Origin of the sequence: Brachybacterium equifaecis (assembly GCF_023509525.1) — a bacterium.
In the GTDB taxonomy this organism is placed as follows: Bacteria; Actinomycetota; Actinomycetes; order Actinomycetales; family Dermabacteraceae; genus Brachybacterium; species Brachybacterium equifaecis.
Map to the genome: position 1 here is coordinate 122,290 of NZ_JAKNCJ010000002.1, position 18,994 is coordinate 141,283.

General features: G+C 72.2%; 19 protein-coding genes. 6 read left to right on the top strand and 13 right to left on the bottom strand.

The window, feature by feature from the left end:
* Positions 1-24 precede the first annotated feature (24 nt).
* Positions 25-468, bottom strand: coding sequence for a 50S ribosomal protein L13 (rplM, locus tag Bequi_RS05010; RefSeq protein WP_249736868.1), 444 nt, complete (start codon positions 466-468; stop codon positions 25-27).
* 310 nt (positions 469-778) lie between these two features.
* Positions 779-1,687 (bottom strand): tRNA pseudouridine(38-40) synthase TruA, encoded by a 909-nt coding sequence (truA, locus tag Bequi_RS05015; protein WP_249736869.1) that lies wholly within the window; start codon positions 1,685-1,687, stop codon positions 779-781.
* A 72-nt stretch (positions 1,688-1,759) separates the two neighbouring features.
* Here truA and purD point away from each other — a divergent pair, with 72 nt between their 5' ends.
* Entirely contained in the window at positions 1,760-3,037 is a 1,278-nt protein-coding gene (gene purD, locus Bequi_RS05020) for a phosphoribosylamine--glycine ligase (RefSeq protein WP_249736870.1), read from the top strand.
* Positions 3,034-3,945: a phosphoribosylaminoimidazolesuccinocarboxamide synthase gene (locus Bequi_RS05025; RefSeq protein WP_249736871.1), complete on the top strand. Its 912-nt coding sequence runs from the start codon at positions 3,034-3,036 to the stop codon at positions 3,943-3,945. The genes purD and Bequi_RS05025 overlap by 4 nt, the downstream gene beginning before the upstream one ends.
* A 7-nt stretch (positions 3,946-3,952) precedes the next feature.
* Here Bequi_RS05025 and Bequi_RS05030 read toward each other — a convergent pair whose 3' ends face one another.
* On the bottom strand, positions 3,953-4,648 hold the full coding sequence (locus Bequi_RS05030; protein ID WP_249736872.1) for an MBL fold metallo-hydrolase: 696 nt from the start codon (positions 4,646-4,648) through the stop codon (positions 3,953-3,955).
* 185 nt (positions 4,649-4,833) lie between these two features.
* Here Bequi_RS05030 and purS point away from each other — a divergent pair, with 185 nt between their 5' ends.
* Together purS and purQ are read left to right on the top strand one after the other, a co-directional pair.
* Positions 4,834-5,094 carry a phosphoribosylformylglycinamidine synthase subunit PurS gene (gene purS / locus Bequi_RS05035; RefSeq protein ID WP_249736873.1) on the top strand — a complete coding sequence of 87 codons (261 nt, stop codon included), beginning with the start codon at positions 4,834-4,836 and terminating at the stop codon, positions 5,092-5,094.
* A complete protein-coding gene (gene purQ, locus Bequi_RS05040) occupies positions 5,094-5,819 on the top strand; it encodes a phosphoribosylformylglycinamidine synthase subunit PurQ (RefSeq protein WP_249736874.1) in 726 nt (241 codons plus the stop codon). Before purS ends, purQ begins: the two co-directional genes overlap by 1 nt.
* Positions 5,820-6,277: 458 nt before the next feature.
* Here the strand turns inward: purQ and Bequi_RS05045 are convergent, their stop codons facing one another.
* From Bequi_RS05045 to Bequi_RS05055, 3 genes are all read right to left on the bottom strand, one after another.
* A complete protein-coding gene (locus Bequi_RS05045; RefSeq protein ID WP_249736875.1) occupies positions 6,278-6,622 on the bottom strand; it encodes a winged helix-turn-helix domain-containing protein in 345 nt (114 codons plus the stop codon).
* Positions 6,619-7,176: a hypothetical protein gene (locus Bequi_RS05050; RefSeq protein WP_249736876.1), complete on the bottom strand. Its 558-nt coding sequence runs from the start codon at positions 7,174-7,176 to the stop codon at positions 6,619-6,621. The genes Bequi_RS05045 and Bequi_RS05050 overlap by 4 nt, the downstream gene beginning before the upstream one ends.
* Before the next feature lie 149 nt (positions 7,177-7,325).
* Positions 7,326-8,453, bottom strand: a complete 1,128-nt coding sequence (locus Bequi_RS05055) for an erythromycin esterase family protein (protein ID WP_249736877.1) — start codon at positions 8,451-8,453, stop codon at positions 7,326-7,328.
* A gap of 101 nt (positions 8,454-8,554) precedes the next feature.
* Between Bequi_RS05055 and Bequi_RS05060 the strand changes: the two genes are divergently transcribed.
* Entirely contained in the window at positions 8,555-10,066 is a 1,512-nt protein-coding gene (locus tag Bequi_RS05060) for an MDR family MFS transporter (protein ID WP_249736878.1), read from the top strand.
* 118 nt (positions 10,067-10,184) lie between these two features.
* Positions 10,185-11,183, top strand: coding sequence for a nucleoside hydrolase (locus Bequi_RS05065; RefSeq protein WP_249736879.1), 999 nt, complete (start codon positions 10,185-10,187; stop codon positions 11,181-11,183).
* A gap of 69 nt (positions 11,184-11,252) precedes the next feature.
* Here Bequi_RS05065 and Bequi_RS05070 read toward each other — a convergent pair whose 3' ends face one another.
* The 7 genes from Bequi_RS05070 to Bequi_RS05100 all read right to left on the bottom strand — a co-directional run bounded on the left by Bequi_RS05070 (position 11,253) and on the right by Bequi_RS05100 (position 18,959).
* Complete coding sequence (locus Bequi_RS05070; protein WP_249736880.1) at positions 11,253-11,921, bottom strand: deoxynucleoside kinase; 669 nt, start codon at positions 11,919-11,921, stop codon at positions 11,253-11,255.
* Positions 11,918-12,529: a deoxynucleoside kinase gene (locus tag Bequi_RS05075; protein WP_249736881.1), complete on the bottom strand. Its 612-nt coding sequence runs from the start codon at positions 12,527-12,529 to the stop codon at positions 11,918-11,920. The genes Bequi_RS05070 and Bequi_RS05075 overlap by 4 nt, the downstream gene beginning before the upstream one ends.
* Positions 12,530-12,634: 105 nt before the next feature.
* The gene (locus tag Bequi_RS05080) at positions 12,635-14,038 is read right to left on the bottom strand and encodes a class I SAM-dependent methyltransferase (RefSeq protein ID WP_249736882.1); all 1,404 of its coding nucleotides are present in this window, start codon (positions 14,036-14,038) and stop codon (positions 12,635-12,637) included.
* Positions 14,039-14,139: 101 nt separating this feature from the next.
* On the bottom strand, positions 14,140-15,111 hold the full coding sequence (locus Bequi_RS05085) for a hypothetical protein (protein WP_249736883.1): 972 nt from the start codon (positions 15,109-15,111) through the stop codon (positions 14,140-14,142).
* A gap of 113 nt (positions 15,112-15,224) precedes the next feature.
* The gene (locus Bequi_RS05090) at positions 15,225-16,166 is read right to left on the bottom strand and encodes a MaoC/PaaZ C-terminal domain-containing protein (protein WP_249736884.1); all 942 of its coding nucleotides are present in this window, start codon (positions 16,164-16,166) and stop codon (positions 15,225-15,227) included.
* 14 nt (positions 16,167-16,180) lie between these two features.
* Positions 16,181-17,569: a 3-oxoacyl-ACP reductase gene (locus tag Bequi_RS05095; protein WP_249736885.1), complete on the bottom strand. Its 1,389-nt coding sequence runs from the start codon at positions 17,567-17,569 to the stop codon at positions 16,181-16,183.
* Positions 17,570-17,582: 13 nt separating this feature from the next.
* On the bottom strand, positions 17,583-18,959 hold the full coding sequence (locus Bequi_RS05100; RefSeq protein WP_249736886.1) for an acetyl-CoA C-acetyltransferase: 1,377 nt from the start codon (positions 18,957-18,959) through the stop codon (positions 17,583-17,585).
* Between the last annotated feature and the right edge of the window lie 35 nt (positions 18,960-18,994).

The following is an 18,994-nucleotide window of genomic DNA, read 5'->3' on the forward strand; positions in this document are numbered from 1 at the left end:
GGGGCGAGCGCGGGGCTCACCCGCTTACTGCGCCACCTGGGAAAGGGTGTACGGGGTGGGCTTCTGGGCTGCGTGGGGGTGCTCCGCGCCGGCGTAGACCTTCAGCTTCGAGAGCTGCTGGGTGGCCAGCTTGTTCTTCGGGAGCATGCCGCGCACGGCCTTCTCCACCGCACGATCCGGGCGCTTCTCGAGCAGCTCGGAGTAAGGGATGCCGCGCAGACCGCCCGGGTAGCCCGAGTGGCGGTAGGCCAGCTTGGCCTCGCGCTTGTTGCCGGTCAGTGCGACCTTCCCGGCGTTGATGATGATGACGTAGTCGCCTGCATCCACGTGGGGTGCGAAGACCGGCTTGTGCTTGCCCCGCAGCAGCTGAGCAGCCTGGGAAGCGAGCCGGCCGAGGACGACATCCGTTGCGTCGATGACGTACCAGGAACGCTCGACTTCGTCGGGCTTCGGGGTGAACGTACGCACTCTGCCTTCTTCTCTCGTCGTGTGCGGACCGGGGTGATCTGCGCGTAGGTGCGCAGGCCGGACCGCGAATCGATGATGGACCGTGGACACGCTTCCTTCGGTTAAAGCATGGCCGATCGTCGGGCCCGGAGAGCATCCTGCACGGCAGGACCAGCGACTCCGCGATGCGTGTGAGGAACCCTTCTCGCGCCGGCGTGAGATCGGCTGCGGTTCGGGTGCGCATCTGGGCACGACGACTCGTCATGGTAGTCCGCCGCGGCGAGCAGGGTCAACGCGCTCGAACGCCCCGGGGCCGCAGGTGCGAGCGGGATCACGCGCGGGGCGCGGGCTCCGGGCGCACCCAGGTCTCGCCGCGGGTGGCGCGCGCCTCCTCGGCCCGCGCCGCGAGCTGGTCGTCGGCCGGATAGCCGACGTGCTCGAGCGTGAGTCCCCCGGGGGCGAACATCGGGGCCGTCCCCGCCGCGTCGCGCCGCGGGGTGGCGACGAGCGCGGCCATCCAGGCGGCGTCGGCCTTCCCGCCCTGGCGTCCGCGCCCCTCCCCCACCGCGACGGACGCGCCGACGATGGAGCGCACCATGTGGTGGCAGAACGCGTCGGCCTCGACGGTCGCGACCACGAGGCCCGCGTCGGCCAGCCGCGGATCCGCGTCCACCCGCTCCCAGCGCACCGCGCGCAGGGTGCGGATCGTGGTCGCGCCCTCGCGGGGCTTGCAGAAGGAGAGGAAGTCGTGCTCGCCGAGCAGCGTCTGCGCGGCCTCGTGCATGGCATCGGCATCCAGGGCGCGGCGGTGGGGGACGACGTCCCGCCGCATCGGCGAGCGCGAGGCGACGGAGTCGCTGATGCGGTAGCGGTAGGTGCGCGAGAGAGCGGAGAAGCGGGCGTCGAACTCCGGCGGGACGGCGCGGGCCTCGCGCACGACGATGTCGCTCGGCAGCACTCCGGCGAGCCGGTCGAGGATCGCGAGCTCGGGCGCCCGGTCGCTGCGGCCGGGCATGGACTCCCACACGGCGTCCTCGAGATCGAGGTGGACCACCTGGCCGCTCGCGTGCACGCCTGCGTCGGTGCGGCCGGCGACGACGACGCGCAGGGCCGACGGCTCCTGCCGGCAGATCCGCGCGAGTCCCTTCTCGAGCTCGCCCTGCACGGTCCGCAGCCCCGGCTGCGCGGCCCATCCGGAGAATCCGGTGCCGTCATAGGCGAGGTCGAGGCGAAGGCGCATGGCGCGATGCTATCGGGGGAGCCTCCGCGCGGCTTCCTCGGGCAGGAGCCCGCCGCCGCTACGCTGGCCTGCGTGAAGATCCTCCTCATCGGCAACGGGGGCCGCGAGCACGCCATCGCCCGCCGCCTCGCCCGCGACACCGCCGCCCACGACCTGCACGCAGCACCCGGCAATCCCGGGATCGCGCAGCTGGCCGACTGCCACGACGTGCCGCTCACCGACATCCCCGCCCTCACGGCCCTCGCTGCGGAGCTCGCGGTCGATCTCGTCGTCGTCGGCCCCGAGGCGCCGCTCGTCGCGGGCCTCGCGGACTCCCTGCGCGAGCGCGGGATCGCGGTCTTCGGCCCCTCGGCCGCGGCCGCGCGCCTGGAGGGCTCGAAGTCCTGGGCGAAGGAGATCATGCGCGAGGCGGGCGTGCCGACGGCCGCCTCCGTGACCGTCAGCGAGGCGGAGGGCCTCGCGGCGGGCCTGGATCGCGTGAACCCCCTGCGCGACGTCCCCTTCGTGGTGAAGGCCGACGGCCTCGCCGCAGGCAAGGGCGTGGTCGTCACCTCCGACGTCGACGAGGCTCTCGCGCACGGCCGGTCCGTGATCGAGGCGGGCGGGGGCGTGGTCCTCGAGGAGTACCTCGACGGCCCCGAGGTCTCCCTGTTCTGCGTGTGCGACGGCGAGCGCGCCGTCCCGCTCGCCCCCGCTCAGGACTTCAAGCGCGCCTTCGAGCACGACGAGGGCCCGAACACCGGCGGCATGGGCGCCTACTCCCCGCTCCCCTGGGCCCACCCCGCACTCGCGTCCGAGGTCGTGCGCACCGTCGCCCAGCCGACGCTGGACGCGATGCGCGCCCAGGGCACCCCGTTCGTCGGCGTGCTGTTCTGCGGTCTCGCGCTCACCGCGCAGGGCGTGCGCGTGATCGAGTTCAACGCGCGCTTCGGGGACCCCGAGACGCAGGTCGTGCTGGAGCGGCTCGAGGGCGAGCTCGGCGATCTGCTGCTGGCGGCGGCGACTCAGGGCCTCGCGGATGCCGCCGCGCCGACGTGGTCTGCGGACTCCGCGGTCGCGATCGTGCTCGCCGCCGAGGGGTACCCCGCCTCGGCCCGCACGGGTGATGCGATCACCGGCATCGAGGCCGCAGAGCGCGAGGGGGCGCGCGTGCTGCAGGCTGGAACCGCGCTGGACGGCGGCACCCTTGTGAGCGCGGGCGGCCGAGTGCTCGCGGTCGTCGGCCGGGGCGGCTCTCTCGCGGCGGCGCGCGAGCAGGCACTCACGGGCATCGCGCAGATCGGACTGGAAGGCGCCCGGTTCCGCACGGACATCGCCCAGCGCGCCGCGGAGCAGGAGGCCACCGCATGAGCGCCGGCGCACCTCTCATCACCGCCCCGGACCTCGAGGGCTGGGACCACGCGATCACCGGCAAGGTGCGCGACCTCTACGTCCCCGCGGGCGAGGACCTCGCGAGCGCGACCGAGGTGCTCGTGCTCGCGACCGACCGCATCAGCGCGTACGACGCGGCGCTGAGCCCCGGCATCCCGGACAAGGGCCGGCTGCTCACGGGCATCTCGCTGTTCTGGTTCGAGCAGCTCGCGGACATCGTCCCGAACCATGTGCTCTCCGCGACCGACGTCCCGGACGCCGTGCGCGGGCGGGCACTGCGGTGCCGGGGCCTGGACATGGTGCCGCTGGAGTGCATCGTGCGCGGGTATCTCACGGGCTCGGGCCTCGCCGACTACACGCGCACCGGATCCGTGGGCGGGCACGCGCTGCCGGCCGGGCTGACGGAGGCCTCCCGCCTTCCGCGCCCGCTCTTCACCCCGTCGACGAAGGCGGAGCAGGGAGAGCACGACGAGAACATCACCGTCGAGCAGGCGCGCGAGCAGCTCGGATCGGAGCTGGTGGACGAGCTCGACCGCCTCACGCGCGCCGTGTACATCCGCGCGCAGGAGATCGCCGCCGAGCGCGGGATCATCATCGCCGACACCAAGCTCGAGTTCGGCTTCTCCCGCGAGGGAGGTGCGCTCACCCTCGGGGACGAGGTGCTGACCCCGGACTCCTCACGCTTCTGGGATCAGGCCGGATACCGCGAAGGCGTCGTGCAGCCGAGCCTCGACAAGCAGTACGTGCGCAACTGGCTCACCTCGGACGCCTCGGGCTGGGACCGCCATGGCGCCGAGGCCCCGCCCGCGCTCCCGGCGGAAGTCGTGGAGCGCACGCGCGCGAAGTACGTCGAGGCCTACGAGAGGCTCACCGGCCGCGAGTTCTGAGCGCGGCTCAGAGCGCGATCTCGACGCTCCGATCCTCGGGCCAGTCGCGCAGCTCCGTCGCCTCGGGCGACAGGTTCGCGGCGTGCTTCAGGAAGATCTCGCGCCCCTCCGGAGCGGCGACCGCATCGTGCACGGGCAGCGCCACCTTCGGGGCGGTCGCCCGCAGGAACTCGACGGTCTCGGACACCTTCGACCAGGGCGCGACGACGGCGAAGGCGAGGGCGTCGATCCCCTCGAACTCGGGGACCGCCTCGAGGGAGTCGCCGGTGATGCCGAGGCGGGGCTCCCCGTCGGCCGTGATGACGTAGCCGCAGTTGCCGATCCCCGGGAGGTCGGGGTGGATGACGGCGTGTCGGCCGCCGACGGCGCGGACCTCCAGCGCGCCCACTGTCGCGGAGCTCCCGGGCGCGAGCGCGCTCACCTGGCCTCCGGCCTCCCGGGCATCGGCGAAGCCGTCGTCCTCGCGCAGCGCCTCGGCAGTCTCGGGCTCGGCGTGGACGGGGAGGTCGGGGAAGGCCGCGAGGACGTCGGCCAGGAGATCGGGGTCGGCGTGATCGGGATGCTGGTGCGTCAGCAGGATCGCGTCGAGATCGCGCAGGGCGCGCACGGCCTCCGCGTCGGAGAAGCCGCCCGGATCCACCAGGATCCGCGTGCCGGCGGCCTCCACGAGCAGGCACGAGTGGCCGAGGTGCTGGATCTTCATGGGATCTCCTTCGTCGCGGTGCGGGCGGGCTGCCTCCAGGGTGCCACTGCAGCGCCGCGCGCGCACCCGGGCGTCCCGTCCGCGCCTGTGGGCGCCGGGTCGACCCGCTGTGCCCGACATCCTCGCGCGCACCCCAGCGGATAGGATGAGGGGGCAATCCACCCGAGCCCTCGCCAGGAGATCCCATGCCACGCGTCGTGGTCCACGTCATGCCCAAGCCCGAGATCCTCGACCCGCAGGGCAAGGCCGTCGCCTCCGCTCTCCCCCGCCTCGGATTCGAGGGCGTCGCCTCCGTGCGCCAGGGCAAGCGCTTCGAGCTCGAGCTCGCCGGCCCGGCCGATGATGCCGCCCTCGCCATGATCCGCCAGGCCGCCGAGACGCTCCTGTCGAATCCCGTGATCGAGGACGTCGTCCAGATCGAGGTCCTCGAGGAAGAAGGCGCCTGATGCGCATCGGCGTGGTGACCTTCCCCGGCAGCCTCGACGACCGGGACGCCCAGCGCGCCGTGCGGCTGGCCGGCGCCGAGCCCGTGGCGCTGTGGCACGGCGACGAGGACATCGCCGACGTCGACGCGATCGTGCTGCCGGGCGGATTCTCCTACGGCGACTACCTCCGCGCCGGCGCGATCAGCCGCTTCGCTCCCGTCATGGAAAAGGTCGTGGACGCCGCTCGCGGCGGCCTGCCCGTGCTGGGCATCTGCAACGGATTCCAGATCCTGTGCGAGTCGCACCTGCTGCCCGGCTCGATGATCAAGAACGCGCACCGCTCCTTCATCTGCCGCGATCAGCCCCTGCGCGTGGAGAGCACCCGCACCGCGTGGACCACCGAGTTCACCGAGGGCGAGATCATCCGGGTGCCGCTGAAGAACCAGGACGGCCAGTACGTCGCCGACGCCCGCACCCTCGAGGAGCTCGAGGGCGAGGGTCGCGTGGTGTTCCGCTACACGGCCGGCGCGACCCACGGCCCCGAGGGCTTCGAGAGCAACCCCAACGGCTCCCGCAGCGACATCGCCGGCATCACCAACGCCTACGGCAACGTGGTGGGCCTCATGCCCCACCCGGAGCACGCGGTCGAGGCCGGCTTCGGCCCCGACGAGCCCGGCGCCGGCACCCGCACGGGCACCGACGGGCTGCGCATGTTCACCTCGGTGCTGCGCTCGATGGTGGGCTGAGCCCCGCTCGAACAGCTTCTGCCCTGCCCTGCACGCTGCGCCCCGCCGACCAGATCGGCGGGGCGCAGCTGTGTGCGGGGTGGTCGCGAGCGGGGCGCGTGCACGCGGGGCGGTCGCGAGCGGGAGGCGGCGCCGGCAAAGTCCTCGGTCCAGCGGCCGGTGACGTGCACTGGTGCACGCGAGCGGCCCCTGGACCGACGAGTCTGCTGCACATGCACAATGGCGGGCTCACGAACGCAGCGCCAGGCCTGCTCGCCGTTGCCGTGTGCGCACCCCGACCCCGGAGCACTGGCCGCCCGCCCTCGGCGCCCCGCGCCTCCAGCAGAATCCTCGGCCCAGGGGCCGGTGACCTGGACTGGTCCACGCGACCGGCTCCTGCACCGAGGACTTTGCGGATCACCCGCCGCGCTGCACCTGATTCGGCCTGGTGAGATTGGCCTGGGCGGGCAGTCCATCTCTCAGCCGCCCGAGCTCCCAGCCCCCCGGCCGCCCAGGCTCCCGGCGGTGATCTGCCGCAGCGAGTCCAGATGCCCCCGCCAGCGCGCGAGCCCGTCCCGGGTGAGAGACAGCGTGGTGCGCGGACGCTTGCCGACGAACCCCTTGGCGACCTCCACGAATCCGGACCGCTCGAGCTCGGCGGTCTGCTTGGACAGCACCGAGTCGCTCACCTGGAGCTCATCGCGCAGATCTCCGAACGCCATGTTCTCCACGGCGGCGAGCGCGGCCATGATCGAGAAGCGCACGGGATGGGCGAGCTCGGACTCGAGGCGGAAGCGAGGGTGCTCCCCAGCCGGGCCGGTCACCGCTCGCCGCCCGACCGTGTGCCGACGGAACGCGCGTGACCTGCACCCACGGACTTCGTGCGCGCTGCGATCTCGGACGTCAGCGCGATCATGAACAGTACGAGGAACAGGGGCGCGATCACGAGCGCGAGTCGGGTCTCCGCCAGGGTCACGGCGGCGATCCAGAGCAGGGACCACAGCAGAATCATCACGACCCAGCGCCGCGCGAATCCGCGGCGCCAGACATCCCGCACGAGGACGGACGGCAGGATGCCGACGAAGATCCAGGTGAAGGCGGACACCAGGACGGCCAGCTTCGGCGAGAAGCCGGGGGTCTCCGGCATGAGGCCCGCGAGGCGCAGGCCGATCGTGGTCATGCTGCCCACCACGCAGAGCACCGCGTAGGTGATGAAGGCGCTCGGCAGTGAGGCACGCGGGGCGCTCGCGCGGAGCCGGTCGGCTTCGGCGAGGCTCCGCAGCGCCTGCTCGGCATCGAGCGGGGCGCCGCTTGAGGGGCGGAGATCGTCGGGGCGAAGATCGTCAGGGCGGGGATCGTCGGGGGTGCTGCGAGTCATCAGAATCGTCCTCCAGGTGTGGTCGGTCCGCGCCCTTTCCGGGGGCTGCGGCTGCATCGGTCTCGGCCGCGGGGGGCGTCGACATGCACAGCACACCATGCACTTGCCATTTTGGCAAGTACTTTCCGGATTCCAGTTCACCCTCACGTTCAGGCGCTGCGGTCCGCCTCGCTGCGGGGGAAGTGCTTCAGGAGATCGAAATCGCTGATGGGACGACGGACCTCGTACGCCTCGGGCTGCGCCTCCGCGTCGCGAGAATCGAGCATCCAGCCGATGAACCTGCGGGGGCCCGGATGCGGGACCTCCTGCGCGCGCACCAGCACCTCGCCGCGCCGAGCGAGCTGCTCGTCCGTCGATCCCTCCCGCAGCGGCGGCAGAGCGAGGCTGCGGTACTCCCGCGAGCCGCTGGAGGGGTCGATCGCTCTGCACTCCCCGTCCCCGCACAGCACGCCGATGCTCACGTACTTCTCCCCCAGCTCCTGGCGGAGCGCCCATCCCATGGTCGGGCCCCCGAAACCCGTCTCGCTGCACGCGATGTGCTCGTTGTGGGCCGACAGGATTGTGATCGCCCCACCCTCGGCTCCGGCACCAGCCCCGTCCCCACCCCCGGCTCCGCCCCGCTGCTCGAGCAGCGTCTGGGCCATGAAGCCGTCTCGCCGCCAGAGGCCCGCCAGATCGGGCTCGGCCACGTAGGCGAGCGCGTGCCGGTGGAGGACGCGGGCGAGCAGCAGCGCTTCAGCCCTCCCCTCCCGCTCGAGCCGCGACACGAGCGCGACGAGCACCGGGATGTCCCCGGCCTGCACACCGCCGCGCGCTCCCGTTCCTCCGCCCTGGGCGATCCGCTCGAGCACCTCGGCCCGCACCCCGGCGGCCAGCAGATCCGCGGCGGCACGGCCCGGATGCTGGATGTCGACGCCGATGAGCGCAATGCGGTCAGCCGGAGACCGCGCACCGTTCCAGCAGGCGATCGCCCGCAGCCCCTCGCGATACCCCTCGGTCCTCCACAGCCGACTGCCCGCGCTCCAGGCATCGAAAGGATCCGCCCCGCAGGCGCCGCGCAGCACCGCATCCGTCGCCCGGGCGACCGGCACGGACTCCTCGAGGGCGAGCACGATCCGTCGGCCCCGCCGTGCGAGCTCGAGCACGAGGCCGACCTTCCAGTCGAGCACGTTCGCGCTGCCGTGCGTCGGCTCGCCGAGCCCGAGCACCTCCGCGCCGTGTTCGAGCAGCTCCTCGATCTGATCGGCGTCGGCGATGATCGTCGGTGCGGCCCCCATGAGCGGGAGCCTATCGACCCCGCGAGCGCTTGCTCACAGGCCGGTCCGATCCGCCGACCCGGACAGTTCGCGCGGGCGGCACCCGCCCTAGAATCCCGAACGTGAATTCCTCCTCCGCGCCCAGCGCGAGCCTCCCCGCCTCCCCCGCGTCCGACCGCCTCTCCCCGCGCGACCGCAGCGTCATCACCCTGCTGCTGGTCTCCGCATTCGTCGTCATCCTCAACGAGACGATCCTGTCCGTGGCGCTGCCGCACATCATGGAGGATCTCCGCATCGGAGCCTCCACCGCGCAGTGGCTCACCACCGCGTTCATGCTGACGATGGCCGTGGTCATCCCCGTGACCGGCTTCCTCATCCAGCGCTTCTCGACGCGCGCCGTCTTCCTCCTCGCGATGAGCCTGTTCAGCGCGGGCACCGCCATCTGCGCGGCGTCCCCCTCGTTCGCACCCCTGCTCGCCGGCCGCATCGTGCAGGCCTCCGGCACCGCGGTGATGATGCCTCTGCTGATGACCACCGTGATGAACCTGGTCCCGGTGCACCGCCGCGGCCAGGTGATGGGCAACATCTCGATCGTCATCTCGGTGGCGCCCGCCGTCGGCCCGACAGTCTCCGGTCTCGTGCTGTCGGTCCTGCCGTGGCGCTTCCTGTTCGTGCTCGTCCTGCCGATCGCGATCGGCGCGCTGGCGCTCGGGATGCGGCGCATCGAGAACGTCGGCGAGCCCGTCGCCTCGAAGGTCGACGTGCTCTCGTTCCTGCTCTCGGGCATCGGCTTCGGCACCCTGGTCTACGGGCTCTCGGGGCTGAGCGGCGGCGGCCACGGAGCGTCGGCCGACGGCGCCCCCGCGGGCATCGCCACGAGTACCTGGGTCTTCCTCGCGATCGGCGTGTTCGCGCTGATCGTCTTCGGTCTGCGCCAGCGCACCCTGCAGCGCGAGGACCGCGCCCTGCTGGACCTGCGCACCTTCGCCTCGAGAAACTTCGCGCTCTCGGTCGCGCTGATGGTGCTGATGATGGGCGCGATGTTCGGGATGATCGTGCTGCTGCCGATCTACCTGCAGAACGCGCTGGGCCTGGAGACCCTGCAGGTCGGCCTGATGATGCTGCCCGGCGGTCTGCTGATGGGCCTCGCGGCGCCGTTCGTCGGCCGCCTGTACGACCGCGTCGGCCCGCGCCCCCTGCTCGTGCCGGGCCTCGTGGTCGTCGCCGGCGGCATGCTCGTGCTGTCCACGATCTCCACCACCACGCCCATCTGGCACATCGTGGCCGGGCACCTGCTGATCTCGATCGGTCTGGCGTGCGTGTTCACCCCTCTGTTCACGAACGCGCTGGGGTCGCTGACTCCCCGTCTGATCAGCCACGGCTCGGCGATCGTCGGCACGATCCAGCAGGTCGCGGGCGCCGCCGGCACCGCGATCATGGTGGCCCTGATGACCGCCGGCGCCGCGCGCGTGCAGGCCGCAGGCGGCTCGCCCGCCAAGGGCATCGCCTCGGGAACTGCCGGGGTGTTCGTGATCGGGATCTTCCTCGCTCTCGGCGCCGCCGCCCTCGCCCTGTTCATCACCCGCAATCCGGGTGAGGCCGACTCCGAGGGCGGCGCGCCGCACGGGCACTGACCCGCGCACCGCTCCTCGCCGGCGGGGGCGTCCAGCATCTGCTGGGCGCCCCCGCCGTGCGCCCGCGTCGGGCGCTCGCCGTCCGTGGCTGGAATCCCCGATCTCTACGATGGGGCGGGTGACCTCGACGAACACCCCCACCCCTCGCCCCATCCCCGTGCTGCTGGACTGCGACACCGGAATCGATGACGCCCTCGCCCTCACCTACCTCGCGGCCCGCGCGGCGTCGGAGAAGGACCTCGAGCTGGTCGGGATCGTCTCCACCGGCGGCAACGTGCACGTGGACCATGTGCAGCGCAGCAACCTGGCGCTGAGCGAGATGCTGGGGCTCACGGCCCCCGTGGCGCGCGGAGCGGACGGCCCGCTCGAGGAGCCGCCCATGTTCGCCGACGACACCCACGGGCCGGCCGGCACCGGCCATGCGACCCTCCCGGATCCCGCGCGCGAGAGCGATCCCCGCTCCGGCGCGCAGCTCTGGGTCGACGCCGCCCGCGCGCACCCGGGCGAGCTGGTGGGGCTCCTGATCGGCCCGCACACGAACCTTGCACTCGCCCTCGCCATCGAGCCCGAGCTGCCCCGGCTGCTGAAGCGCCTGCACATCATGGGCGGGGCGATCAACCACCGCGGGAACACCCTGCCGACCACCGAGTGGAACGTGGCCGTGGATCCCGAGGCCGCGCAGCGGGTCCTCGCCGCCTTCAGCGCAGCGCACCGGCGCCCGGTGCTCGCGCCGCTGGATGCGACCGAGACCGTCACCTTCGACCAGTCGACCCTCGAGGCGATCGGGGCGCTCGGCGCGCACCCGGTGATTCCCGTGCTCACCGAGGCGCTGCGCTGGTACTTCGAGTTCCACGAGGCCGACGGCTTCGGGTGGATGTCCCACGTGCACGACCCGTTCGTGGTGGCGCACGCCTTCTCCCCCGCGCTCGCACGCACCGCGCCGCTCGCCGTGGACGTCGAGCTGGCGGGGACGCTCACCCGCGGCCAGGTCGTCGGCGACTGGCTGGGCCGCTGGGGCAGGGAGCCGAACGTCGATCTCGTCGTCGAGACCGACCGGGGCCCGGTGATCGCGCACCTGCTGGGGACGCTGCGCGCGGGGCTCCCGCTGCTGCCCTGAGGGGCCGCCTCGGGGAATCGCGCATCGCGCCGCCGAGGGCCGACGGGCCGACGGGCCGAGGCGACGGGGTCAGCTGCGCCGCGGGTCGACCTCGCGGTGCGTGCGGATGGTGCGCGCGATCGTCCGGACCAGCGGGTCCAGGGTGTGCGGGCCCTCCATGAGGTCGTAGTCGCGCACGTTCACGCGCACGACCGGGCAGGCGTTGAAGGTGCTGATCCAGCGCTCGTAGCGGGCGTGAAGACCGCGCCAGTAGGCGATGTCCGTCTCGATCTCCATCTGCCGGCCCCGGCGGGAGATCCTCGCCAGCGCCTCCTCGAGGTCGCTCTCGAGGTAGATGAGGACGTCGGGCCGCGCGAAGTACGGGGTCATCACCATCGCGCTGAACAGCTCCGAGTAGGTCGCGAAGTCCTCGCGGCTCATCGTGCCCTGCTCCTCGTGCATCTTCGCGAAGATGTCGACGTCCTCGTAGATCGAGCGGTCCTGGATGAAGCCGCCCCCGTACTCGAACATGCGCTTCTGCTCCTTGAACCTCTCGGCCAGGAAGTAGATCTGCAGGTGGAAGCTCCAGCGCTCGAAGTCGTCGTAGAAGCGCTCGAGATAGGGGTTGCCGTCCACGCTCTCGAAGGAGGTGCGGAACCCGAGCCGTTCGGCGAGCGCGGCGGTCAGCGTCGACTTTCCGATGCCGACGGTCCCGGCGACGGTGATGACGGCGTCCTGGGGGATGTCCTCGCGGTTCATCGGGTCTCTCCTGCTGCGGTGCGGATGGTCTCGAGGATGCGCGCGAAATCCGCCTCGTCGTGCACGAAGTCGGTGCCGGTGGTGTCGAGGAACAGCGCGTTCCCCCCGCTGCGGGTGAGCGACTCGTAATAGTCGCGGTAGTCGGCGCGGAGGTTCTCGAGGTACTGATCCTGGATCAGCACCTCCTCCTCGCGGGCGCGCAGGGCGATCCGCTCGCGCAGCACCGGCAGCTCGGCGTCGAGGAAGATCGTGAGATCGGGCTGGATGAGCCCTTCGGTCAGCACGTCGTACACCCGCAGGAGCTTGTCGAGCTCGGCGGGGCCGAGCGTGCGCCGGGCGAAGATGAGGTTCTTGTGGATGTGGTAATCGGCGACCACTCCGCGGGCGTCCTGCCCGAGGTCCCGCAGCTGGGTGTAGCGACTGGTCAGGAAGAACATCTCGGTCTGGAACGCCCACCGCGGGATGTCGGCGTAGAACGAGGAGAAGAACGGGTTCTCCGCGACGAGCTCGCGCTCCTCGCGCAGGCCGTACTGCTCCGCGAGACGATGCATGAGCGACGTCTTGCCGACGCCGATCGGCCCTTCGACAGCCACGAACAGGTTCTTCACGTACCGCTCACCCTCCTGGGACTCTGAGCGACCGAGCCTAGGCTCCCCCACCGACGAACGGATTGTCAGGCGGGCGGGAGGGAGCGCAGATCACGCTCGGGCTCCTCAGTTCCCCCGCGCCCGGTCGAGCTGCTCGCCGAGAGTCAGCTCCCGTTCGCCTGACGCGCTCGACTGGTCCGACGCGCTCGCCTCGCCCGACGCACGCCCCGTCGGCGGCGCCGTCTCTCCGTGCGCCGCGGGGGCCGACGGCCCGGCATCGCCCGCGGCCCGCTTCTGGGCGCGCAGCACGGTGAAGCGGCGATCGCGGGCGGCCTGCTCAGTGAGGCCGATCCGCGTGGCGAGCTCGTGGCGGTAGCGCAGGTGGGAGTTGTGCACGAACCACAGCACCCCGCCCGGCTTCAGCACGCGCGCGGCGGCATCGAGCAGGCCGTGCACGAGGGTCGCGTCGATCGCGGCGCCCTCATGGAACGGGGGGTTCAGCAGCACGAGGTCAGCGCTCGCGCTCGGCGCCGAGGAGATCGAGTCGTCCCAGGTCACCTCGATGCCGCTGCGCTCCAGGCCGTTCGCGGCGAGGGTCGCGCGCGCGGAGGCGACGGCGTCGAGGTCATCGTCGCTGGCGAGGATGCGGGCGCCCGGGAAGGACTGCGCGAGGTAGGCGGTCATGAGCCCGTTGCCGCAGCCGAGGTCGACGGCCATGAGGCCCTCGGGCTCGCGCTCTCCCGATTCTGCGGGAGCAGCGGCGTCGGCCACGAGCGCTTCGTCCAGGGCGCCGAGCAGCAGCAGGCTGCCTGCGTCGGCGCTCGCTCCGCCGAACACTCCGCCGATGCCGCGCAGCTGCAGCGGACGCTGCTGCCCGCGGATCGCGAGCTTCCGCTGCGAGGAGGAGGCCTCCTGCGCTGCGCCCGTGCTCTGCGTGGACGGTCCCGTGGCGACGAGGCAGCGGGACTTCCCAAGCCCACGGGTCGCGTACACGTCGGTGAAGTGACGCTCGAGCACCTCGTTCTGCGTGCGGGTCATGTGCTTGACGCGGCCGCCCGCGACGATCGCGAGCGCGCGCTTCTCGGCCCCTGCGCCTGCGGCGCGGGCGAGTTCGGCAGCGCGGTGGTCGAGGGCGGCGAGCGCCTTCGGCAGGCGCATCAGCACGACGACCGGGCCCTCGCCGCCTGCGCCGGCGGTCATCTCCCCGAGATCCGTCGGCGCTCCGTCGATGCCCCCGATGCGCAGCGAACCGGAGCCGAGCGCGTCGGCGTGAAGCTCGGCAAAGGCGACCGAGCGCGAACGGGAGGCGTTCCACAGGAGCACGGGCCGACCGGGCTGCGCACCGGATCGGGCACTGAGAAGAGCCTCCTGCGTGAGCGCACCGGTCTCGTCATCGACGATCACGATCAGCGTCTCGTCGTCCCAGCCTGCCTCGTCCCGGGCCATGGCGAGGATGAGACGGTCGGTCTGATCCGCCGCGGCGGAGGCGCCGGCTGCAGCGGTGGACGGGAAGGCGGGGGTGGAGGTCATCGTCCCAGCCTAGGAGATGCGCAGGTGTGCGGCTCGATCGCGCCATCGGCCGCGCCGCTCATGCGCCTCGAACGACACTCGAGCCGCATCGCTCGCGCGCCTCAGGGGACGCTCAGGCCGCGCTCGTCCTCGCCGGGCATCGCGGCGCTCAGCTTCAAGTGCCACTGGGTGAGCACGCCCCGGTCCGCGACGAACAGCACCCACGGGTTCTCCGTCACCGGATGCACCGACTCGAGGGAGCCGTCCTCGCCCTCGCGCACCTCCGGGCTCGTCGCGAAGCGTCGTGCGAGGACCACCAATTGCCCGCGGCCCTCGGCGAGCTCGCGGACCGTCAGATCCAGCCAGTCCCCGATCGCGTGGGCGTCCGGCGAGAACGTCCAGCCGCCGATCGGCGAGGGCTCTGCGATGATCGCGAGCTCCCGCGTTATCTCCACGAGAGCGATCCGGCCCCACCGCTCCGCCGCGACCACGGAGCAGGTCTCCAGCACGTCCCGCAGTCTCGCGACCGCCTCGGCCGCGTCCCGCTGCGCGAGCGCACCCCCACTGCTGAATGCCTCGAACTCATGGAAGGGGAACGCGGAACGGCCGCGCGGGGCGCCGAGCACTGTGCGCTCGAGGATCGCACCCTCCAGCTGATCGTTCACGACCGCGTCGGCGAGGTCACCCAGGGAGAACGGCAGGGCATCCGGCACGAATCCGGCGCTCTGCAACGCGTCGAGCACCGGTGCGAGCCGCGCGTGCGGCGTTCCCGGGGCCGGCGGCTGGATCAGGCACTCCGGATCGTCAACCTCCACGAGTCGGCCTCTGCCATCCTCGCGCTCCTCCCACTGCCAGCCGCGGGGCGCGCCATCGATCCTCGCGAGGTGATGGATCGGTTCCGGCACCGGCCACTCGCCGATCCGCTCGAGCACGAGACCCTTCGTGTAGGCGCCGGTCGCGGTCGTGTGCGCAGACCCTTCGGGATGGATCGACCAGAGTCCCGCCCGGGGCGCGCCCATCATGGCGCGCGGATCCTCCTGCTTCAGGCTCCAGTGGGCCTCCACCGCACCCTCGAAATCCCGGTCCGTCTCCATCCGCGCTCCCTCTTCCGCTCCTGGCCAAAGCATGCCGGAGCGGGCAGAGCGATGCCAGCGATTTCGGGATCCCGGCTTCCCGGAATCTCAGCGCCCTGGCACCGCCCAGCCGCTCACACCAGTGCGGTCACATCCACCGTGAAGTGCCGGCGCGCAGGCTTGCCGCTGCGCGCGCTCTGCCAGCCCACGCAGTGCGTGGAGTCGGTGACCGGATCGTCCTCGTAGCGCACCAGCACCGCGCTCGGCAGCAGCACCGGCGCGTCGAAGGAGACGTCCCACTGCAGCGGGCGCGACAGATCCGGCCGGGACTCGGTGAAGGCGCGCGAGGCCGTGTACATGCCGTGCGCGATCGCCTTCGGGAACCCGAACAGCCGCGCCGACAGCGCCGACATGTGGATCGGGTTCGCATCTCCGGAGACCTCCGCGTAGCGGCGGCCCGTGCCGGCATCGAGGGCCCACCGGGCCGTCGGCGCCGGCGGGGTGAATCCAGCCTTCCCGCCGGAGCGACCGGGAGCGGGGCCGTACTTGCCGCTCGAGGGACTCTGCTCCTGCCGACGGCGCGTCTCGGGACCCGCGCCCTCGCTGCCCTTGGCCAGATACGTCGAGACGTCGGTCGCGACGATCTGCCCGTCCTTCGCGAGGATCGTGGTGACCGCCTCGAAGGTGCGGCCCTTGCGATGGGGGGCGAGGTTCCGCACGCGGCACTCGACGTCCACCGACTCGCCGACGCGCACGGGCCGATGCTGCAGCACGCTGTTCTTCAGATGCACGAGCCCCAGCAGCGGCGCGGGGAAATCCGTGCGCGCCATCAGCGACAGGCTCACCGGGAACGCGAGCACGTGCAGCACACCGGGGTGGACGAGCTCCGTGGCCGGGCCGCCCATCAGGTGGTCGAAAGCCGCTGCCCGCTCCGGATCGATCCGCACCGAGCGCACCCGGTGCGTGATCTCCGGCAGGTCCGCGGCGCGCTTCGCGCCGGGCCGACGGGTGAGCGCGGCCGCATAGACCGCCGGGAAGGACGGGACGTCGCCGAGGTCCTTGATGCTCTCGCTCATGCTGGGCCTCTCGCTCACTTGCCGACGATGTTCTGGCCGCACACGCGCAGCGTCTCGCCGCGGATGCCGCCGGCCGGGGCCGAGGAGAGGAAGCCGATGGCCTCGGCGACGTCCAGCGGCTGACCGCCCTGCTGCAGGGAGTTCACGCGACGCGCGATCTCGCGCTGGAGGGCAGGGATCCGCGCGGTCATCTCGGTCTCGATGAACCCGGGGGCGACCGCGTTCGCGGTCATCCCCGTGCCGTCGAGGCGATCGGCGAGCGCATCGACGAATGCGATGACCCCCGCCTTCGAGGTCGCGTAGTTCGTCTGCCCGCGGTTGCCCGCGATCCCGCTCGTAGAAGCGAGGGACACGATGCGCAGTGCGGAGCTGATGACCGGGGTGCCGACGACAGCTGACCCGTCGGCCGCAGCGCCTTCGCCCTGCGTCCCCAGCAGCGTCTCGACCAGCGCGAGCTGGCTCGCGATGTTCACCGCGATCACGGGGTCCCAGCGCTCCGGGGTCATGTTCGCGAACAGCTTGTCCTTGGTGATGCCCGCGTTCAGCACGAGCGCATCCAGCACGATCCCGCGCTCGCGCAGGAACGCGATCACGCGCTCCGGGGCATCAGGCGCGGTGACGTCGAGCTGCAGCGGGGTCGCCCGCAGCTCGTTCGAGATCCGTGCGAGATCGGTGCCGGAGGCCGGGATGTCCAGCAGCACGAGCTGCGCGCCGAGGGAGGAGAAGGTGCGGGCGATCGCCGCGCCGATGCCGCGGGCGGCGCCGGTGATCAGCGCGGTGCGGCCGGCGAGGGGGCGGTCCCAGTCGCCCGGCAGCTCGCCCTCGGAGGTCGAGACGGCGAGGAACTGTCCGTCGATGAACGCCGATCGCGCCGAGAGCAGGAACCGCAGGGCGCCCTGCACACCGGGGGCATCGAGGGCGACGCCGTCGGCCGCGAGGATGCCGTTGGCGGTCGCGCCCTTGCGCACTTCGTGGCCCAGGGAGCGCACGAGGCCCTCGACGCCGCCGCGCGCGGCCTCGCGGGACAGGCTCTCGCCGGATCCCGTGGCAGGGCGGGAGATCGTCACGATGCGCGCGCCGGGCGCCAGGGAGCGCATGGCTCCTGCGAGCGGCAGCACGATCTCGCCGATGGCCCCGGGATGCTCGATCTCGTCGAGCACGACGACGACCGAGCCGACGCGGCTGAGCCCGTCGAAGCGGCGGCGGACGTCGGCCCCCCAGGCGAGCAGGATCTGCGCGACCTGATCGGCCCCGGCGCTCGCGCCGAGCACGACGACCGGGCCGAGGACGGCGCCGGGGCGGTCGTCGACGCGCGCGAGCTTCGGCGGGTTCGGCAGTCCGGCCCGCTTCGCGAGGAAGCGACCGGGAGCGGTGCGGATGAGACGGGTGTAGGTGTCAGTCATGGGAGAGGTCCTCTCACTTGCCGTCGGACTCGAGCAGGGCGACGGTCCCCTGACCGCCGGCCGCGCACACGGAGATCACGCCGCGCTGGACGCGGCCCGTCTCGCGGGCGCGCTCGTGGAGCAGCTTCGCGAGGGTCGCGACGATGCGGCCGCCGGTCGCCGCGAAGGGGTGGCCCGCCGCGAGCGAGGAGCCGGTGACGTTGAGCGTCGCGCGATCGATCGCGCCGAGGGCGCCGTCGCGGCCGAGCTTCTCGCGGCAGAACTCCTCGGACTCCCACGCTGCGAGGGTCGCGAGCACGGTGGAGGCGAAGGCCTCGTGGATCTCCCAGAGATCGACGTCCGCGAGCGCGAGCCCGTTCGCATCCAGCAGCTCCGGGACCGCGTAGGCGGGAGCCATGAGCAGGCCCTCCTCGCCGTGGACGAAGTCGACCGCTGCGACGCGCGTGTCGACCACGCGCGCGAGCGGCGCGAATCCATGCTGATCAGCCCATTCGCGGGTGGAGATGAGCACCGAGGAGGCGCCGTCGGTGAGAGGCGTGGAGTTGCCGGCCGTCATCGTCGGCTCCGCGATCGCGGGGTTCTTGACGCCGAAGACCGGCTTCAGCTTCCCGAGCTTCTCGAGGGAGGAGTCCGCGCGCAGGTTCTGGTCGCGGCCGAGGCCCCGGTAGCCGGTCACGAGGTCGTCGAGGAAGCCGCGGTCGTAGGCGGCGGCGAGGTTCTGGTGGCTGGCGAGCGCCAGCTCGTCCTGCGCCTGGCGGGTGATGCCCCAGGCGTCGGCCGTGATCGCCTGGTGCTCGCCCATGGACATGCCGGTGCGGGCCTCGGCGTTGGCGGGAGGGACCGGCGCGAGGTCGCTCGGGCGCAGGGCGGTGAGGACCTTCGCGCGGTCGAGCGCCGTCTTCGCGGAGTTCAGGCGGTGCAGCAGGCGGCGCAGGCGCGGCGTGACCTCGATGGGGGAATCGGAGGCGGAGTCGACGCCGCAGGCGATGCCGGAGTCGATCTGGCCGAGCTGGATGCGGTTGCTGATGTGCACCACCGTCTCGAGGCCCGTCGCGCAGGCCTTGGAGATGTCGATGGCAGGGGTGCGCGCATCGAGCGGCGTGCCGAGCACGGACTCTCGCGTGAGGTTCAGGTCGCTCGCGAGCTTGAGGACCGCGCCGCCGGCGACCTCGCCCACCAGCTCCTCCTGCAGGCCGAACCGGGCCACCAGCCCCTCGAGAGTCGCGGTGAGCATGTCCTGGTTCGAGATCCCCGCGTAGGCGCCGCCGGCGCGGGCGAAGGGGATTCGGTTGCCGCCGAGCACGACCGCATCGCGCAGGGACTTCTGCGCGAGGGGCTTCGCGGACTGCGAGTTCTGGGGGGACTGCTTCTGGGCGGGAGCCTCAGCCATGGGACACCTCTTCGAGTCGGGAGCGCAGACGGATC